We start from the raw sequence: 15812 nt of genomic DNA, 5'->3' as shown, positions 1-15812 counted from the left end.
ATGGCCGCCGCTCCGGAGGCCGGGATCCGCTTCGACGACGTGTCCGTCGTCTACGGCAGGAACGGCAGGAACGGCAGGGCGGGCAGGAACGGCGGTCCCGGCGGCCCGAACACCGTCCTGGACTCCTTCTCCCTGACCGTCGAACCGGGCGAGGTGATGGCCCTGCTCGGCCCGTCCGGCTCCGGCAAGACCACCGCGCTGCGGGCCGTCGCCGGATTCGTCCAGCCCGCCTCCGGGCGGGTGCTGATCGGCGGCCGGGACGTCACCGGGCTGCCGCCGTACAAGCGCGGCATCGGCATGGTCGTCCAGCAGTACGCGCTGTTCCCGCACATGAAGGTCGCCGAGAACGTCGCCTTCGGCCTCAAGGCGCAGAAGGTGCCGCGGGCCGAGATCGCCGGGCGGGTCGCCGAGGCGCTGGAGATGACCGGCATGGCCGCCTACGCGGGCCGGCACCCCCGCGAGCTGTCCGGCGGCCAGCAGCAGCGCGTCGCCATCGCCCGCGCGCTGGCCATCCGCCCCGGCGTCCTGCTGCTGGACGAACCCCTCTCCGCCCTCGACGCCCAGCTCCGCTCCGGCATGCTCGCCGAACTCGCCCGGCTGCACCGCGAGCTGCCCGACGTCACCATCCTCTACGTCACCCATGACCAGGTGGAGGCGCTGACGCTGGCCGACCGGATCGCCGTGCTCGACAAGGCCCGGCTGCGCGACTGCGGCACCCCGCAGGAGCTCTACCGGCGCCCGCGTACCGAATTCACCGCGTCGTTCGTCGGCACCGCCAATCTGCTGCCGGTCACGGTCGCCGGCGACGGCGTCCACTTCGCCGGCCGCAAGCTGACCGTGCCCGTGGACGGAGTGGCCGCCGGCGCCGCCGCCACCTTGTGCGTACGCCCGCATCTCGTCGGACTCGGCGAGAGCCCCGGCGCCGACGGCAATACGCTCACCGGCAGGATCACCGAGGTGCAGTGGCGCGGCTCGACCCACCGCCTCTGCGCGGACGTCGACGGCCATCGCGTCATGGCCGATCTGCGCGAACTGCGCCGGACCCCGGCCCTCGGCGACGAGATCACGCTGCACTTCGTGCCCGAGGACGGCGTCCTCATTCCGGCGGGGATCGGCGAGGGCGGCCGGGACGGCGGGGACGCCGGCCGGTGGCAGCGGGACGGCGGTCACGATGGCTAGTCCCCGCTCCGCCGGGCCTCCCCGTGGCAAGGCGGCCCTCTGGGCCCTCCCGCCCACCGCCGCCCTGGCCCTGGTCTTCCTCTACCCCCTCGCCCTGGTGGTGTGGCAGTCCTTCACCCCCGATGACGGCAGCGGCCACTCCACCGCCCCCTACACCACCGTCTTCGCCGAGGCCTCCTTCCGCGAAGCCCTAACCAACACCGTCCTGATAGCCGTCGGCGCGACCCTCGGCGCCCTCCTCCTCGGCCTGGTGCTCGCCCTGGTGATCGCCTTCGTGCCGTTCCCCGGCGGCAAGGCACTGGCCCGCTTCATCGACATCTTTCTGGCCTTCCCCTCCTTCCTGATCACTCTCGCGCTGCTGTTCCTCTACGGCACGTCCGGCGTGGCCAACGGCCTGTGGACGGATGCGACGGGCGCCGCGTCCGGCCCGCTGAACTTTCTGCACACCCCCTGGGGCGTACTGCTGGCCGAGGTCACCTACTTCACCCCGTTCGTGATGCGGCCCCTGCTGGCCGCCTTCTCCCAGGTGGAGACCGGACAGCTGGAGGCGGCAGCCTCCCTCGGCGCGCGGCCGCCGGCGATCGTGCGGAAGGTGATCCTGCCCGAAGCGCTGCCCTCGCTGGCCGCGGGCGGCGCGCTCGTCCTCGTCCTGTGCCTCAACGAGTTCGGGATCGTCCTGTTCACCGGGGCCAAGGACGTCGTCACCCTGCCGATGCTCGTCTACACGAAGGCCATCCTCGACGGCGACTACACCGGCGCCTGCGTCGTCGCCGTCCTCAACATCGCCCTGTCCGTCGCGCTCTACGCCCTTTACCGGACCGTGGCATCGCGTACGGGCGCCCGTACCGGAGGTGAGCCACGACGTGCTGGTGCATAGCAGGACCGCCCGCCGGGCCGTCCACACCCTCTTCTTCCTGCTCTTCGTCCCCGTCTTCGCGCTGCCCCTGCTCGTGATCGTCGCCGCGTCCTTCGCGACCGGCTGGAGCGGCGCGCTCCCCTCCGGCGCGACCCTGACGCACTATCAGGACATCGCGCAGGGCGACTCCCTCCAGGCGCTGATCACCAGCGTCCTGACCGCGCTCGCGGCCGGCGCGGCGGCGCTGGCCGGCGGCACCTGGGCCGCCCTGGCGGCCGAAAGGCTCGGCCGTCGCACCCGCCGCCTCCTCGACGGCCTCTTCCTCCTCCCCGTCGCCGTTCCCTCGGTGGTGATCGGCCTCTCCCTCCTCGTCGCCTTCTCCCGGCCCCCCTTCCTGCTCAACGGCACCCCGGGGATCGTGATCATCGCCCACACCGTGCTGGTCACCGCCTTCGCCTACCAGTCCGTGACGGCCGCCCTCGCCCGTCTCGACCCGGCGTACGAACAGAGCGCCGCCGGCCTCGGCGCCCGCCCCGCCTACGTCCTGTGGCGGGTCAAGCTCCCCCTGCTCCTGCCGTCGCTGACGGCGGCCATGGGCCTGTGCTTCGCGCTCTCCATGGGAGAGCTCAGCGCCACGGTGATGATCTATCCCCCCGACTGGACGCCGCTCCCGGTCCGGATCTTCGCCGCCACCGACCGCGGCTCCCTCTTCACCGGCGCGGCCCTCGCCGTGGCCCTCATGGCCACGACCCTGCTCGTCCTGCTCGCCGTCTCCCGGATCCGCACCAAGGCCACCTACCGCTGACCCGCTCCACGCTCTCCCCCTCGGCCCGCTCCCGTTCCTCCTCTTCTCCCTTCTGAACACCTTGAACGCCTTAGGAGTTGCCTCGCGATGTCCCGTCCCCGCCTCCCCCTCCGGCCGCTCGCCGCCGCCCTCGGCGCCCTCGCCCTCGGCGCCCCGCTCACCGCCTGCGGCGCCTCCTCCGCCGACCCCGACGCCAAGGAGATCACCGTCTACAGCGCCGACGGCCTCAAGGGCGAGAAGGGCGACGGCTTCTACGACAAGGTCTTCAAGGACTTCGAGAAGAAGACCGGCATCAAGGTCAACTACGTCGAGTCCGGCTCCGGCGCCGCCGTCCAGCGCCTGGCCCGTGAACGCGCCAACACCAAGGCCGACGTCGTGGTCACCCTCCCGCCCTTCATCCAGCAGGCCGACGGCAAGGGCCTGCTGGACACCTACCGCCCCAAGGGCTCGGACCAGGTCGCGGCCGCCGACAAGGACCCGAACGGCAGGTGGACCTCCGTCGTCAACAACTACTTCTGCTTCATCTACAACAAGAAGGAACTGAAGCAGGCGCCCGCGACCTGGGCCGATCTGACGGACGGCAAGTTCAAGGACAAGCTCCAGTACTCCACCCCTGGTGTCGCCGGCGACGGCACCGCCGTACTCATCAAGGCCATGCACGACTTCGGCGGCCAGGGCCCCGCCATGACGTTCCTCAAGAAGCTCCAGGCCAACAACGTCGGCCCGTCCTCCTCCACCGGCCAGCTCGCCCCCAAGACCGACAAGGGCGAACTCCTGGTCGCCAACGGCGATGTCCAGATGAACTACGCCAACATGAAGTCGATGCCCGGCCAGGGCATCTTCTTCCCCGCCGCGAAGCCCGGCGGCAAGCCCTCCACCTTCGCGCTCCCCTACGCCGCGGGCCTGGTCAAGAACGCCCCGCACAGCGCCAACGCCAAGAAGTTCCTGGACTACCTGCTGTCCGAGGACGTCCAGAAGGAGGTCTCCTCGGTCGGCGGCGGCTTCACCGCCCGCAAGGACATCAAGGCCTCCGACACCAACGCCACCGCCCTCGCCAAGATCATGGACGGGGTCGAGGTCTTCCGTCCCGACTGGAACGACATCGACAAGAACCTCGACACGTACGTCACCGCCTGGAAGACGGCCACCGGCAGCTGACCGCTCCCGAGGCCCCGGAAAGCCCCCACGCGCCAACTCCCCCTTCTCCTACGGGGGAGTTGGCGCGTCATCGCACGAACAGCGCAGCCCTCCCCACCCCACACCCAGAGGACTCCCATGTCGTCAGCGATATCCCGCAGGGCCTGGCTCACCGGCGCGACCGGTGGCCTGGCGCTCGCCGCCCTCGCCACCGGCCCCCTCGCCGGCCTCTCCCGAGCCGCCGCCCGACGCTCGGCCACCCCCAAGGTCCTGGTCATCGGCCTGGACGGAGCCGGCCGCCTGGACCGCGTCAAGGACGCCGACACCCCCACCCTCGACGGCCTGATGGCCGCCGGCGTCACCGCCCCCACCAGCCTCTACGCCGAGCCCATGGCCCGTACGGAATCCGCCCCCGGCTGGTCGACGATCATCACCGGCGTCTGGCCCGACAAACACGGCGTCAAGGACAACAGCTTCACCGGCGCCGACTACGCCACCTACCCCGACGTCCTCACCCGCATCGAGCGGGCCCGCCCGGCGCTCCGCACCTACGCCGTCGCCTCCTGGGGCCCCATCCCCGACCGGATCTTCTCCGCCGAGGTCGACACCCGCATCGCCACCCCCGAGGCGGAATACGACAAGGGCACCACCGCCCGCGCCGTGGCCGAGCTGCGCAACGGCAACCCCGACGCGGTCTTCGTCCAGCTCGACAACGTCGACCACGCCGGCCACTCCTCGGGCGCCGCCTCCCAGGCCTACCTGGACGCCCTCCACACCGTCGACGCCCAGGTCGGCGAACTGCTCGCGGCCCTCGCCGCCCGCCCCACCCACGCCTCCGAGGACTGGCTCGTCCTCGTCACCGCCGACCACGGCCACACCGACCCAGGCGGCCACGGCGGCGCCACCTGGGCCGAACGCCAGACCTTCGTCATCGCCACCGGATCCGGCCTGCCCGCCGGCGCCCTCCGCAACGACGTCAAGATCGTCGACATCGCGGCCACCGCCCTGCACCACCTCGGCATCCCCGCCGACCCCGCCTGGCGGCTGGACGGCCGCCCCCTCCACGCCTCCGCCGTCGACGACTTCGACACCCTGCGCCCGGAACTGGGCACCGCCGTCGACGAGACCGGAGTGGGCGGTTCCGTACTGGGCTTCACCCACACCCCGCCCGCCGGCTGGTCGGTCGACAACCGCACCATGGGCGGCGGCGGGGTCACCGAGTGGCGCGGCTGGTCCTTCACCACCGACGAGTTCTGGACCAAGACCGCCCCCGGCCAGCAACGCGAGTCCAACGTCCGCGCCCGCGGCGTCTTCGCGGTCGCCGACGGCGACGAATGGTCCGACAAGGCCGTCACCGGCACCTTCGACTCCACCCTCAGCACCCCGTCCTGGCCGCTCGACGGCGCCACCACGGCCACCCTCACCTACACCACCCACTACCTCCAGGAGGGTTCCCAGAAGGCCGAGGTCCTCGTCTCCTACGACGGCGCCCCCGCCACCCCCGTGAAGACCTACACCGCCGACGCCCCCGCCCGCGTCGAGACCCTCGCGCTCACGGTCCCGGCCGGGGCACGCAGCGCCCGGTTCCACTTCCGGTACACCGGCGGCAACGACTGGTACTGGGCGATCGACGGCGTCGCGCTCGCGACGGGCCGACCCCGGCCCCGGTCCGGAATTCCCCCTCATCGGCAGGAGCAGAGGCGCGCCCCCCTGACTTAGGGTGGGCTCGTCGGCCGCACGTACGAACCGCGGGTCACCCGGGTGACCCGCGGCGGGCGGCGGACGAATCGGGTCTACACGTACGGCAGGAGTCCGGCAGTGGCAGAGCGCAAGCCGATCGAGTCATGGCTCACCGACATGGACGGCGTCCTGATGCACGAGGGGGTCCCGGTCCCCGGGGCGGACGCCTTCATCAAGCGGCTGCGCGAATCGGGCAAGCCCTTCCTCGTCCTGACCAACAACTCCATCTACACGCCGCGTGACCTGCACGCCCGGCTGAGCCGGATCGGGCTGGACGTGCCCTGGGAGTCGATCTGGACGTCCGCGCTGGCCACCGCGAAGTTCCTGGACGAGCAGCGGCCCGGCGGCACCGCGTACGTCATCGGGGAGGCCGGCCTGACCACCGCCCTGCACGACATCGGCTACGTCCTGACTGACCACGCCCCCGATTACGTCGTACTCGGCGAGACGCGGACCTACTCCTTCGAGGCGCTGACCAAGGCCATCCGGCTGATCAACGACGGCGCCCGGTTCATCGCCACCAACCCCGACGAGACGGGCCCCTCGCCCCAGGGGGCGCTGCCCGCGACCGGATCGGTCGCCGCGCTGATCACCAAGGCGACCGGCGTCGCGCCGTACTTCGTCGGCAAGCCCAACCCGCTGATGATGCGGCACGGCCTGAACGTCATCGGCGCCCACTCCGAGACCTCCGCCATGATCGGCGACCGGATGGACACCGATGTGCTGGCCGGTCTGGAGGCGGGGATGGAGACCTTCCTGGTGCTGACCGGCCTGACCCGCCCCGAGGAGGTCGAACGGCACCCGTTCCGGCCCTCCCGGGTCGTCGACTCCATCGCGGACCTGGTCGACCTGGTCTGACCGGCCGGCCGCGGCGGGAGCCGCCCGGACACTCACTGGAACGGTGCAGCGCCGGGCCGTACCGGATGCGGACCGCCTTGCGCGGGCGGACCTTCGGAGTATGCGGAGGTTCCCCATGGACTCAGCGCACCTGATTCTCGGTGCCGCCGTCGCGGCGTGCGTGGTGACGACGGCACCCGCGTACGCCGACGACGGGCGCGGCACCGGGACCGCGACCGTCTCCGTCACGCCCGCCGCGGCCGCCCCCGGCACCGCGGTCACCCTCCATGTCACCGGCTGCGACGCCGCACGGGCCACCGCCGGGTCGTCGGCGTTCGCCGGTACGGTGCCGCTGGCCCGCAGCGCCGAGGGGGACGGCCGCGCCCTCGCCGGCGGCACCCGGATCCGGCACGAGGCCGCCCCCGGGGCACACACCGTCACCGTCGCCTGCCCGGCGGCGGCCGGCCGGGCGGCGTCCGCCCTCGCCACCGGGACGGTCCGGGTCGCCGCGGCCGCCTCCCGCCGGTCCGTACCGGCCGACGACGGCGCCACCGGAGACGACCACCGGGCGCCTCGGCCGACCCCCTCCGAACAGGCCGACGCCAACCGCGAACTGACCAGCACCTCGGCCGTCGGCCTGGTCCTGACCGGGGGCGCGCTCCTGGTCGTCGCGGGGCAGTTGCTGCGGCTGCGGCTGCGGATCCGGCGCGAACGGGAGGGCGGGGGCAGACGGGAAGCCAACTAGACGAGAGCGGGCCGGCCCGGTGAGAGAGGGTCGGCCCTCATCGACATCGGCTGACGGGCCGCAGGCGTCACCGGAGCCGGCGCGGGCGGTCCTCGGGCGGGTGCGGGCGGTCCTCGGGAGGTTGTCCACAGGCCGGGCCGGGCCGGCGGGCCGTGTGCCACGATTGTTGCAGTCGGCGATCTCCCGCCGGCCGGATTCCGTGCTCCGAGGGGGAGTTGATGGACGGCAACGGAAATCTCCGAGGGGCGGTGGGCGGCGGACCGCCCCACGCGCCCCTCCCCTCAAAGACCCCCTTTCTCCCTCTCCTTCTCCCTCTCCGGGCCCTCCTTCTCCTCCTCGCGGCCCTTCCGCTGCTCGCCGGCTGCTCCTCGTCCCCCGACGGCCAGAGCGCGAACGACGGCGACGGCGTTCCGTCCCGTCCCGCCCAACGCCCCCGATCCATCGCCCCGTTCTGGGTCAATCCGGACGGCACGGCGGCCCGCCAGGTCCGGGCCTACGTCAAGGACGGCAGGCCCGACGACGCCCGGCTCATCCAGCGGATCGCGGCGCAGCCGGTGGCCGAGTGGATAGGCGTCGACGACCCGGAGGGCCAGGCGCGCGGCTTCACCGAGGCGGCCGCCGCGGCCGACCGGGAGGCGCTGCTCGTCCTCTACGACATCCCGCACCGCGACTGCGGCAGCTACTCCCAGGGCGGCGCCGCGGACGGCAACGCCTATCGGAGCTGGCTGGACGGCGTGCTCAAGGGCATCGGCGACCGCGCCGCCACGGTCGTCCTGGAGCCCGACGCGCTGCCGCACATCGCCGACGGGTGCACCCCGGCGCGGTTCCACGAGGAGCGCTACGCCCTGCTGACGGAGGCGGTCGGCAAGCTCAAGGGGCTGGCGCACACCAAGGTCTATCTGGATGCCGGCAATCCGCACTGGATCAAGGACCCGGGCCGGATGGCCGAACCGCTGAAGCGGGCCGGCATCGACCGGGCCGACGGCTTCGCGCTGAACATATCCAACTACCGGACCACGGCGGAGAACACGGCGTACGGCAAGCGACTGGCCGCGATGGTCGGCGGCAAGCGCTTCGTCATCGACACCGGCCGCAACGGCAACGGCCCGGCACCCGGCGGCGACGACCCGGAGAATTGGTGCAACCCGCCCGGCCGCGCACTGGGCACCCCGCCCACGACCAGGACCGGCGACCCGCAGACGGCCGCCTACCTGTGGATCAAACGGCCGGGCGAGTCGGACGGCACCTGCAAGGGCGGCCCCAAGGCGGGCGAGTGGTGGCCCACGTACGCCCTGCAACTGGCCCGCAACGCGAAGAATTAGCGCCGGCGGGCGAGCGCACGCCGACGAGGGGCACGAGCCGACGGCGAGCGCACGCCGACGAGGGGCAGGAGCCGACGAGGAGCGCACGTCGGCCAGGGAGGCGGTGGCGGGGCGGGCGGGGGGGAGGGGAGGGGAAGAAGGAGCGGCAGCGGTGAACGGCTACCGCCCGACCACCGGCACCCTCACCCACACCGCCGTCGACGGCGTCCCGTGGCCGTCGATCGCGTGGAGCATGTACCAGCCGGGCGGCACCAGCGACGGGTCCTTGGGCAGGGTGACGGTCACCCCGCTCGCGGTCTTCGTGAAGTCCAGGGCGATGGAGCGCTGTTCGACGTTGGTGACATGGGTGAATGAGCCGGGCCGCAGCAGCCGCATCCTGGTGATCGCGGCGCCCTGCTTCGTCCCGTACGTCACCCGCCCGCCCAACGGCACCGTCTTCGGCCCGGGATCCGTCAGCTGGGGCCGCGAGTGCCGGAAGAGGTACGGCGGCGTGTAGAGATCGATCTGCTGCTGGAAGACACCGGGCCTGGTGTTGTCCTTGTCGGCGAAGAGCGAGTCGGACCCGAAGGTCATCACCCGGCCGTCCGGCAGCAGCAGCGCACCGGAGTGGTAGTTGCGGCCCACCAGCGGATCGGCCACCTGGCGCGCGGTGTTGCTCCGTGGGTCGTACAGCTCCGCCTTGAGGACATTGGAGTCGCCGCGTCCGCGGTAGTCGCCCGAGCCGTTGGTGGTCAGCACCGAGTCGTCCGGCAGGATCACGCTGCTGGGGTAGCGGGCCTTGGCATAGAGGTCGGGGCCGTCCCTGAAGCGCGGGCTGGGGGAGTGCAGGTCCACGATCCGCGTCCTGGCGGTCGCCCGGGGATCCTCGCCGACCCCGCCCCCGCCGAGCACCATGTACCGCTGTGCCTGGGCGGGCGGCAGCAGCACGGACATCGACGTCTCGAGGATGTCCGGATCGCTCATCCCCGGTACGGTCCGGAAGCTGTTCGACGTCAGATCCCAGATGCCCGGGGTGCGGCCGACGTTGTCCGGGCCGTAGCCCGCGTTGGAGCCGGTGTAGAAGATCCGTCCCCGGTCGGTGAGGAAGAGGGCCGGATAGGTGGGGAAGAAGCGCTGCCGGGGGAGGTAGGTCCACTTCTTCGTCCGCGGGTCGTAGACCTCGTTCTTGCCGGGGACGACCTGCCCGATGTCGTCCAGCCCGGAGACCGAGAGGACCTTGCCGTCCTGGAGGCCGGTCAGCGTCGGATACCAGCGGGCCTCGTTCATCGGGTCGACGGGTACGTAGCGCTCGGCCACCGGGTCGAATTCGAAGGAGTCCCGGATCCCCTGGAAGTCCTTCTTGTCGAAGGACAGCTTCTGCGCGATGCCGTAGAGGTTGTGCGCATCCACGCCGGTCAGGCCGTGGATGCGGTAGTGGTCCTGGGCGCCGGTGGAGTACTCGCGGCCCTCCTCGAGCGCCTCGACATAGACCCGGGCCTGGCTGTGTGTCACGGTCACCCTGCCGGTCACCGGGTCCTTGGTCTTCTTCGCCCGCGGCACCACGACCGGGTCCTTGGACGCGAAGGTCCTGCCGTTCTCGTTGCCGGTGAAGCGCGTGCCGGCCGGGAAGGTCCGGGGCCCCTCCGGGTTCTCGTTGTAGACGATCATGAGGCCGCCGGCCTTCTTCACATCGCCGCCCAACTTCTCGTAGCGCCGGGTGCCGCCCGCCACCAGGAGCTTGCCGTCCGGGAGCTGGGTGTGCCCGGAACAGAAGAGGTCCTTGGGGGTGCCGATGTTCTTGAAGGTGTTCCTCCGCGGATCCCACAGCACCGTACGGAAGGACTTGGCGCGGAAGTTGGCGGCGTTGTTGCCCGACCCGGCGACCAGCAGCACCTTCCCGGTGTGCAGCAGGGCCGCATGGATGGTGTTGATGCGGTACTTGTCCGGGACGTCGACGGTGTCCCAGTGGCCGTTCGCCGCCTTGTACTCGGGCTTGTTGATCTCGTACCGGTGGTACTGCTCCGAGGCGAAGTCGTAGAGCGCCGGCCCGTTCATCCCGGCCAGCGCCAGCACCACCGCCGTCGCTATGGCCACTCGGCGGGCGCGGCGGCTCGGACGGTACTTCATGGCTGACGTCCCCCAAAAGCGATCTGCCGGGTCTGGTCGGCGGCCGGGCGGACGGCCGGGCTGCCGGTCCGGTCGGGGGTCGGTTCGCCGGTCCGGTCGGTGGCCGGGGCGCTCCCGTCATCGGTGGCGGCCGCCGCCCGCCGCCTGCGCTTCTGCCCGTGGACGGCGGCCCGCCAGGCGACGATCGGCGCGGCCGTGATCAGCAGCGCCAACGCGGCCCACATGATCATCGCCGGATGGCTGTGCCCCAGGACGAACGAGGCGCCCAGCGACCCCCCGAAGACGAGAAGGAAGAACAGATGCACCCGGAACGTCCCGAACAGCGTGTCCGGACTCGACGCATCGCCCTTCGGCGTCACCACGAATCCGCTCTTGCGCCGCAGTACGGCATCGAAGAGCGCGCGGGCATAGATGGGCGCGGACAGCGCGGACATCATCATGCCGGCGATCCCGCCCGACCCCTGCGGTTCGTGCGGCGAGACATTGTGCCGCCGGTTCCAGACGTACAGGCCGATCTGCAGCGCCGAGGCATTGCCGTAGAGCATCATCCACACCGAGGGGTCGATCTGGACGCCCGAGGCGCCCAGCCCCAGGAACAGCGCGCAACTGAGCGCCGCCAGAATCCAGTTCAGCGCCGACATCGGGTAGAAGATCACCATCATGGTGTAGTTGAAGAGCCGGCCGGGCGGCAGCGTGAACGGCGCCCTCCAGAACTGCTTGAGGATCGTCTCGTACGTCCCGCGCGACCAGCGCAGCTGCTGGGTGAAGAAGTCCGTCCAGGCCGTCGGCCCCTCGCCGACGGCGAGCACGTCCGGCGTGTAGACCGAGCGCCACTTCCGCCCCGTGCGCGGATTGCGGTGCCGGTGCATCTCGAACCCGGTCGCCATGTCCTCCGTGATCGAGTCGTACAGCCCGCCTATCTGGCGGAGCGCGCTGATGCGTACGGCATTGGACGTGCCGACGAACATCGGCGCGCCGTAGCGGTTGCCGGCCCGCTGGATCAGCGCGTGGAAGAGGAACTGCTGCGACTCGGCGGCCTTGGTGACGAAGGTGTCGTAATTGCCGTACACCTGCGGGCCGATGACGAATCCGACGTCCGGATCGCGGAAGAAGCCGAGCATCCGCTCCAGGTAGTTGGGCAGCGGGACGTGGTCGGTGTCGACGGAGGCGAAGTAGTCGTAGTCGTCGCCGTGCGCCTGCAGCCAGGCGTTGTAGTTGCCGTGCTTGGTCCTGGCGCGGTACGGGCCCTTGGGCCGGTTCCACTCGGCGGTGCCCTTGCGGGTGAAGTGGTGGACGCCCAGCCGCCGGCAGACCTCCTTGACCTCGGGGTCGTCGCCCTCGTCCAGCAGCCAGACGTGCAGCGGCCCCCGGTGGCGCACCTTGACCGCGGCCTCCAGTGTCTTCGTCACCATGGCCAGGGGTTCCTTGCCGGGGACGAAGGAGGTGAGGAAGGCGACGCGGGTGCCGTGCTCGGGCACGACCGGGACCGGGTCGCGGGCGACGAGGGTGGCGTGCGCATTGGAGAGCACGTTCATGCACCGGAAGAACTCGATCAGCCCTATGGCGACGAGCATGACGACGTCCAGCGCCGGCAGGAACTCCTGGGCGGGGTGGTCGCGTTGGGTCCAGTGGGCGGGCTGCAGCAGCCAGACCAGCAGGCCGAGGGAGACCAGGGGCGCGGCGCCCAGCAGCAGGGCCGCCCGGATGCGGTGCGGCTCGTCGGCGAGGAGGGAGCGGTAGCGGACCCGGTAGGGCTTGTCCGGGTCGGGCTGGGTGAGCGGTCCGGCCAGCCGGCTGTAGTGCTCGTAGTCGTAGCGCGGCAGCGGTGCGCGCGGCGTCCGCCGCTGCTGCCAGTGCTGGCGTGGTACGCGCAGCCGGGTGGTCGCGGAGGGGTCGTAGGGCGTCGGCCGGTCGTGCACGGACCGCTGCCCCGGTGCGGGCTGCTGTCCCTGCGCAGGCCGTGGGTCGTACGGATACGCCTTACGGGCGCCGTCAGGTGGCGACGTCATGAGTCCATCCCCCCGCACGCAGCACCGGCTGCGTGCCACTAGCTGATGGCCCGAGTCCGCGGTCCCCGTCGACCGACTCGGGTCCACTCGATCGGCCCCCATCGGGTGAGACGGCCGCGACCGTGCGGTGGTTGCACACCACGCCTGAACTACCCCTTCCCCGGCGGGAGTTGGCGGCGCGAGGCCGGTGGGTCGCGCCCCCTGCGCACCACTCCGCGCCTCACTCGACCGGGCGTCGTCCAGGCCACCGTAGGGCGCGACAGGGGACGTCCGATCGATTTCGGCCGTCATCGGTCCTCCGCCCGGCAATGCCATGGCCTTACGCCGGTAAAGTCCGGCACCCGTCGGCGGCGAGCTGCCGATGGGTACGCCGCCTGTCTCGGCGCGGGAACGGTCCGCACGGCCGTCGCCCCGACCGCCCTCGCGACGCTCCCCGCCCGCTTGCGCGCCCCGGCCGGGTTCGCGCTCGCCGCCGAGGCCCTCCGCCTCGCCGCGACCTCGCACAAATGTGCGGCACTGTTGCTCGTCGGGACCGAAGGCCGACTGCTCCGGCGCCGCACCGCGGCCGACGGCAGAACGACGAAGGCCCCTCGCTGGGCGAGGGGCCTTCGTGCTACGTGCGCCGCCAGGGACTCGAACCCCGGACCCGCTGATTAAGAGTCAGCTGCTCTAACCAACTGAGCTAGCGGCGCGCGCTGACCTGAAGAACTTTACACGAAGTTCGGGGGTGCTCCGTACCCACGTCCGAACCACCCACACGCGCGAACCGTGTGACCTGTGCCACTCGCCAGGTCGCGACCCTCCCGCGCCCGGCCGAAAGTCCCGTCAGCTCGGGACCTTCGGCCGCCGGGCCGCCCGCATCGGCCTGTGAGGATCGGGTTCATGGCGGTACGTCGCCGCTTGCCCGTCAACATGCGCCATGAACCGCCCGTTGAGAGGCTGAGGCCAACGCCGGAGCGAGCGGTGTGCAGCCGAGGCGAGAGCGGTACGGGAAGCCCGAACGAGCCCGGAGGGAGCTGGCATGGCAACGCCGGGATGTGCCACAGGCGGCCGCGCAGGCGGCTACCGGGACGGGGGCCGGGCGCGGCCCCCGGAGGCCCGCGCCACGCCCACTTCCGGCGGAATCACCGGTCCGGAATGTGCCGTCCCGCGCCGGACGGGCGCGAGCCCGAGCCCGCGACCCGCTCACCCGCGCCCTTCTCGCTCACACCCCTCGAAGATGCCGTCCCCGGATGGCGTCCGTCACTCCTGCCCCACCTCCGGCAACCCCACCGCGCGCGTCGACGTCTGCCAGGACGCGCGCCCCGGAAACGGGTCTCCCGGGACTCGCCCCTCCTCGGAAAGGTTGATCGTCGTGGTGTCGACAGCCAAGCGCACCCTTGAGATGCAGCTCCTCATAGGACCGCACGACGCGGTCCCGGTGGCCGGCCGGTTCAGCTACCGCAGTGACCGCCCTTATGAGGTCGAGGTCGACTTCATAACCCGCGGCCGGTCGGTCGCCACCTGGCTGTTCGCCCGCGATCTGCTGCTGGGCGGCCTGCGCGACGAGACCGGAGAAGGAGACGTACGGGTGTGGCCGTTCCGCGAGCCGGGCGGGCAGCGCCGTATCCACATCGAACTGTCCACCGACGACAGCGTCTGCGAGCTGTCGGTACGTGCAACGGAGCTGACCGCATGGCTGGAGCAGACGGCGGCCGTCGTGCCGCCCGGCCGGGAGGACGAATACCTCGACATGGATACCCATCTGGCCCGGCTCCTCGCGGGAAAGCACTGATGACGACCATGCCGATCACCACCGAACTCGACAAGACGGCGCCGGCCGCTCCCGACGGCACGACCGCATCCGGTCCCCGGCCCGGCCTGCCGCCCGCGCCGCGCCGTCCCGCGGACGCCGCGACCGGCCCCTGTCCGCCGTCCCCCGCACAGGCACCGGCACCGTCGCCCTGCGGGTCGACGCCGCACGAGACCCGGGTGCACGGCTTCCTTCCCGAGCGGCCCCCGGTCCGGTCCATGATCGGAACCTGGACCCGGCTGGACGCCATGGCCCATGCCGCGGCCGCCGCCCCCTGCCGGGAGACCGCCGTCGCCGTCGTGGAACGCGCCCGCCGCGCGGACGAGTTGAGCGCCCTGCGGCAACGCGTCTCCCGCCTCTCGCCGCGCAATGCGGAAGCCGCGGCGATGCGGGTCGCGGTGATCGCGGTGTCCTGCGGCTGGAACGGCCTCGACCCGCAGGCCCCGGCCGCCCGCCGGATCGCCGACGAGGGGTTCCTCGACCTGTGGGCGGCCGTCGCCCATCGCATCGACCACGACCAGTTCGTCGCGCTGCCCACCCTCGCGCTCCGCAACTGGGCCCCCGAGCGCAAACCGCGCAAGCACATCCCCATCGACCAACTGGCCCGCACGGAACCGCTCGTCCCCATCGTCCGCTGGGCCCCGGAGGGCCGGCCGCTCAGCCGCCTCGACCGCCTGATGCTGGCCACGACCCGCCTGGAGGCGCACGGCATCTGGCTCTTCCGGCTCGCCGAGACCCTCGCGGGCCGCGCCCCCGACGACTCCTCCACCCCGACGGCCCTGCGCCGCCTGGTCCGCGTCCAGCACGCCCTGCGCGTCCAACTCCGTTCCGAGGCGGCGGAACTGGCGGCTGCGCCGTCGGCCCCGCAGCAGCGCGCCGTCCTCGGCGCCCTCGTCGAACAGGGCGCCCTGGAACCACCCGTCCTCCAGGCCGCGGACGCGGTCCTCGGTGTCGGCGGCCGCCGGCCGGGCGACGGCCGGCGCCAGCTTCTGCGCCGCCACCTTCCGGCACCCCAACGCGCCTGGCTGAGCGCCATGGACCGGCACTGCGCCCCGGTGCGCACCCTCGCCCACCGCGGCGGCCCCGACGCCGCCGTCTACCGGGAGGCCCAGGAATCCCTCATCGCCCTCCGCCGCGCCTACACCTCGCTCGTCCACGCCGCCGCCGACCCCGCAACGGCCGTCCTCCCGGCGGCGGCATGACCCCACGGCGCGCAACTCCCCCGAGAGGGAGGGGGTGACGGGCCCGGCCCCATGGCGCCGACGTCGGCACCATCCGGACGCC

12 protein-coding genes and 1 tRNA gene are annotated in these 15812 nt (G+C 72.1%); 10 read left to right on the top strand and 3 right to left on the bottom strand.

Annotated features, from left to right (window positions below; all coding sequences use genetic code 11):
• The 8 genes from ACIGWZ_RS07360 (at window position 1) to ACIGWZ_RS07325 (ending at window position 8621) form a co-directional block, all read left to right on the top strand.
• Window positions 1-1179 (top strand): ABC transporter ATP-binding protein, encoded by a 1179-nt coding sequence (locus ACIGWZ_RS07360; protein ID WP_400061737.1) that lies wholly within the window; start codon window positions 1-3, stop codon window positions 1177-1179.
• Window positions 1172-2056, top strand: a complete 885-nt coding sequence (locus ACIGWZ_RS07355; protein WP_400061735.1) for a 2-aminoethylphosphonate ABC transporter permease subunit — start codon at window positions 1172-1174, stop codon at window positions 2054-2056. Before ACIGWZ_RS07360 ends, ACIGWZ_RS07355 begins: the two co-directional genes overlap by 8 nt.
• Window positions 2043-2840: an ABC transporter permease gene (locus tag ACIGWZ_RS07350; protein ID WP_400061733.1), complete on the top strand. Its 798-nt coding sequence runs from the start codon at window positions 2043-2045 to the stop codon at window positions 2838-2840. The genes ACIGWZ_RS07355 and ACIGWZ_RS07350 overlap by 14 nt, the downstream gene beginning before the upstream one ends.
• An 87-nt stretch (window positions 2841-2927) precedes the next feature.
• Window positions 2928-3998, top strand: a complete 1071-nt coding sequence (locus tag ACIGWZ_RS07345) for a 2-aminoethylphosphonate ABC transporter substrate-binding protein (RefSeq protein WP_400061731.1) — start codon at window positions 2928-2930, stop codon at window positions 3996-3998.
• 117 nt (window positions 3999-4115) lie between these two features.
• The gene (locus ACIGWZ_RS07340) at window positions 4116-5696 is read left to right on the top strand and encodes an alkaline phosphatase family protein (RefSeq protein ID WP_400061730.1); all 1581 of its coding nucleotides are present in this window, start codon (window positions 4116-4118) and stop codon (window positions 5694-5696) included.
• A gap of 99 nt (window positions 5697-5795) precedes the next feature.
• On the top strand, window positions 5796-6575 hold the full coding sequence (locus ACIGWZ_RS07335; protein WP_400061729.1) for an HAD-IIA family hydrolase: 780 nt from the start codon (window positions 5796-5798) through the stop codon (window positions 6573-6575).
• Window positions 6576-6690: 115 nt separating this feature from the next.
• Window positions 6691-7299 carry a hypothetical protein gene (locus ACIGWZ_RS07330; protein WP_400061728.1) on the top strand — a complete coding sequence of 203 codons (609 nt, stop codon included), beginning with the start codon at window positions 6691-6693 and terminating at the stop codon, window positions 7297-7299.
• Between the two features lie 218 nt (window positions 7300-7517).
• On the top strand, window positions 7518-8621 hold the full coding sequence (locus ACIGWZ_RS07325; RefSeq protein WP_400061726.1) for a glycoside hydrolase family 6 protein: 1104 nt from the start codon (window positions 7518-7520) through the stop codon (window positions 8619-8621).
• A gap of 159 nt (window positions 8622-8780) precedes the next feature.
• Here the strand turns inward: ACIGWZ_RS07325 and ACIGWZ_RS07320 are convergent, their stop codons facing one another.
• From ACIGWZ_RS07320 to ACIGWZ_RS07310, 3 genes are all read right to left on the bottom strand, one after another.
• On the bottom strand, window positions 8781-10727 hold the full coding sequence (locus ACIGWZ_RS07320) for a galactose oxidase-like domain-containing protein (protein WP_400061724.1): 1947 nt from the start codon (window positions 10725-10727) through the stop codon (window positions 8781-8783).
• Window positions 10724-12736, bottom strand: coding sequence for a glycosyltransferase family 2 protein (locus ACIGWZ_RS07315; protein ID WP_400061722.1), 2013 nt, complete (start codon window positions 12734-12736; stop codon window positions 10724-10726). The genes ACIGWZ_RS07320 and ACIGWZ_RS07315 overlap by 4 nt, the downstream gene beginning before the upstream one ends.
• A gap of 618 nt (window positions 12737-13354) precedes the next feature.
• A tRNA-Lys gene (locus tag ACIGWZ_RS07310) sits at window positions 13355-13428 on the bottom strand.
• 662 nt (window positions 13429-14090) lie between these two features.
• Here ACIGWZ_RS07310 and ACIGWZ_RS07305 point away from each other — a divergent pair.
• Together ACIGWZ_RS07305 and ACIGWZ_RS07300 are read left to right on the top strand one after the other, a co-directional pair.
• Window positions 14091-14510 carry an SsgA family sporulation/cell division regulator gene (locus tag ACIGWZ_RS07305; RefSeq protein ID WP_400061720.1) on the top strand — a complete coding sequence of 140 codons (420 nt, stop codon included), beginning with the start codon at window positions 14091-14093 and terminating at the stop codon, window positions 14508-14510.
• Entirely contained in the window at window positions 14510-15730 is a 1221-nt protein-coding gene (locus ACIGWZ_RS07300) for a hypothetical protein (protein WP_400061718.1), read from the top strand. Before ACIGWZ_RS07305 ends, ACIGWZ_RS07300 begins: the two co-directional genes overlap by 1 nt.
• Window positions 15731-15812: the final 82 nt, after the last annotated feature.

The sequence above is a fragment of the Streptomyces sp. NPDC053427 genome, assembly GCF_044544985.1.
Classification (GTDB): Bacteria; Actinomycetota; Actinomycetes; order Streptomycetales; family Streptomycetaceae; genus Streptomyces.
Note: the sequence above shows the minus strand (reverse complement) of the source record. Positions and strands in the feature narration are given on the sequence as shown.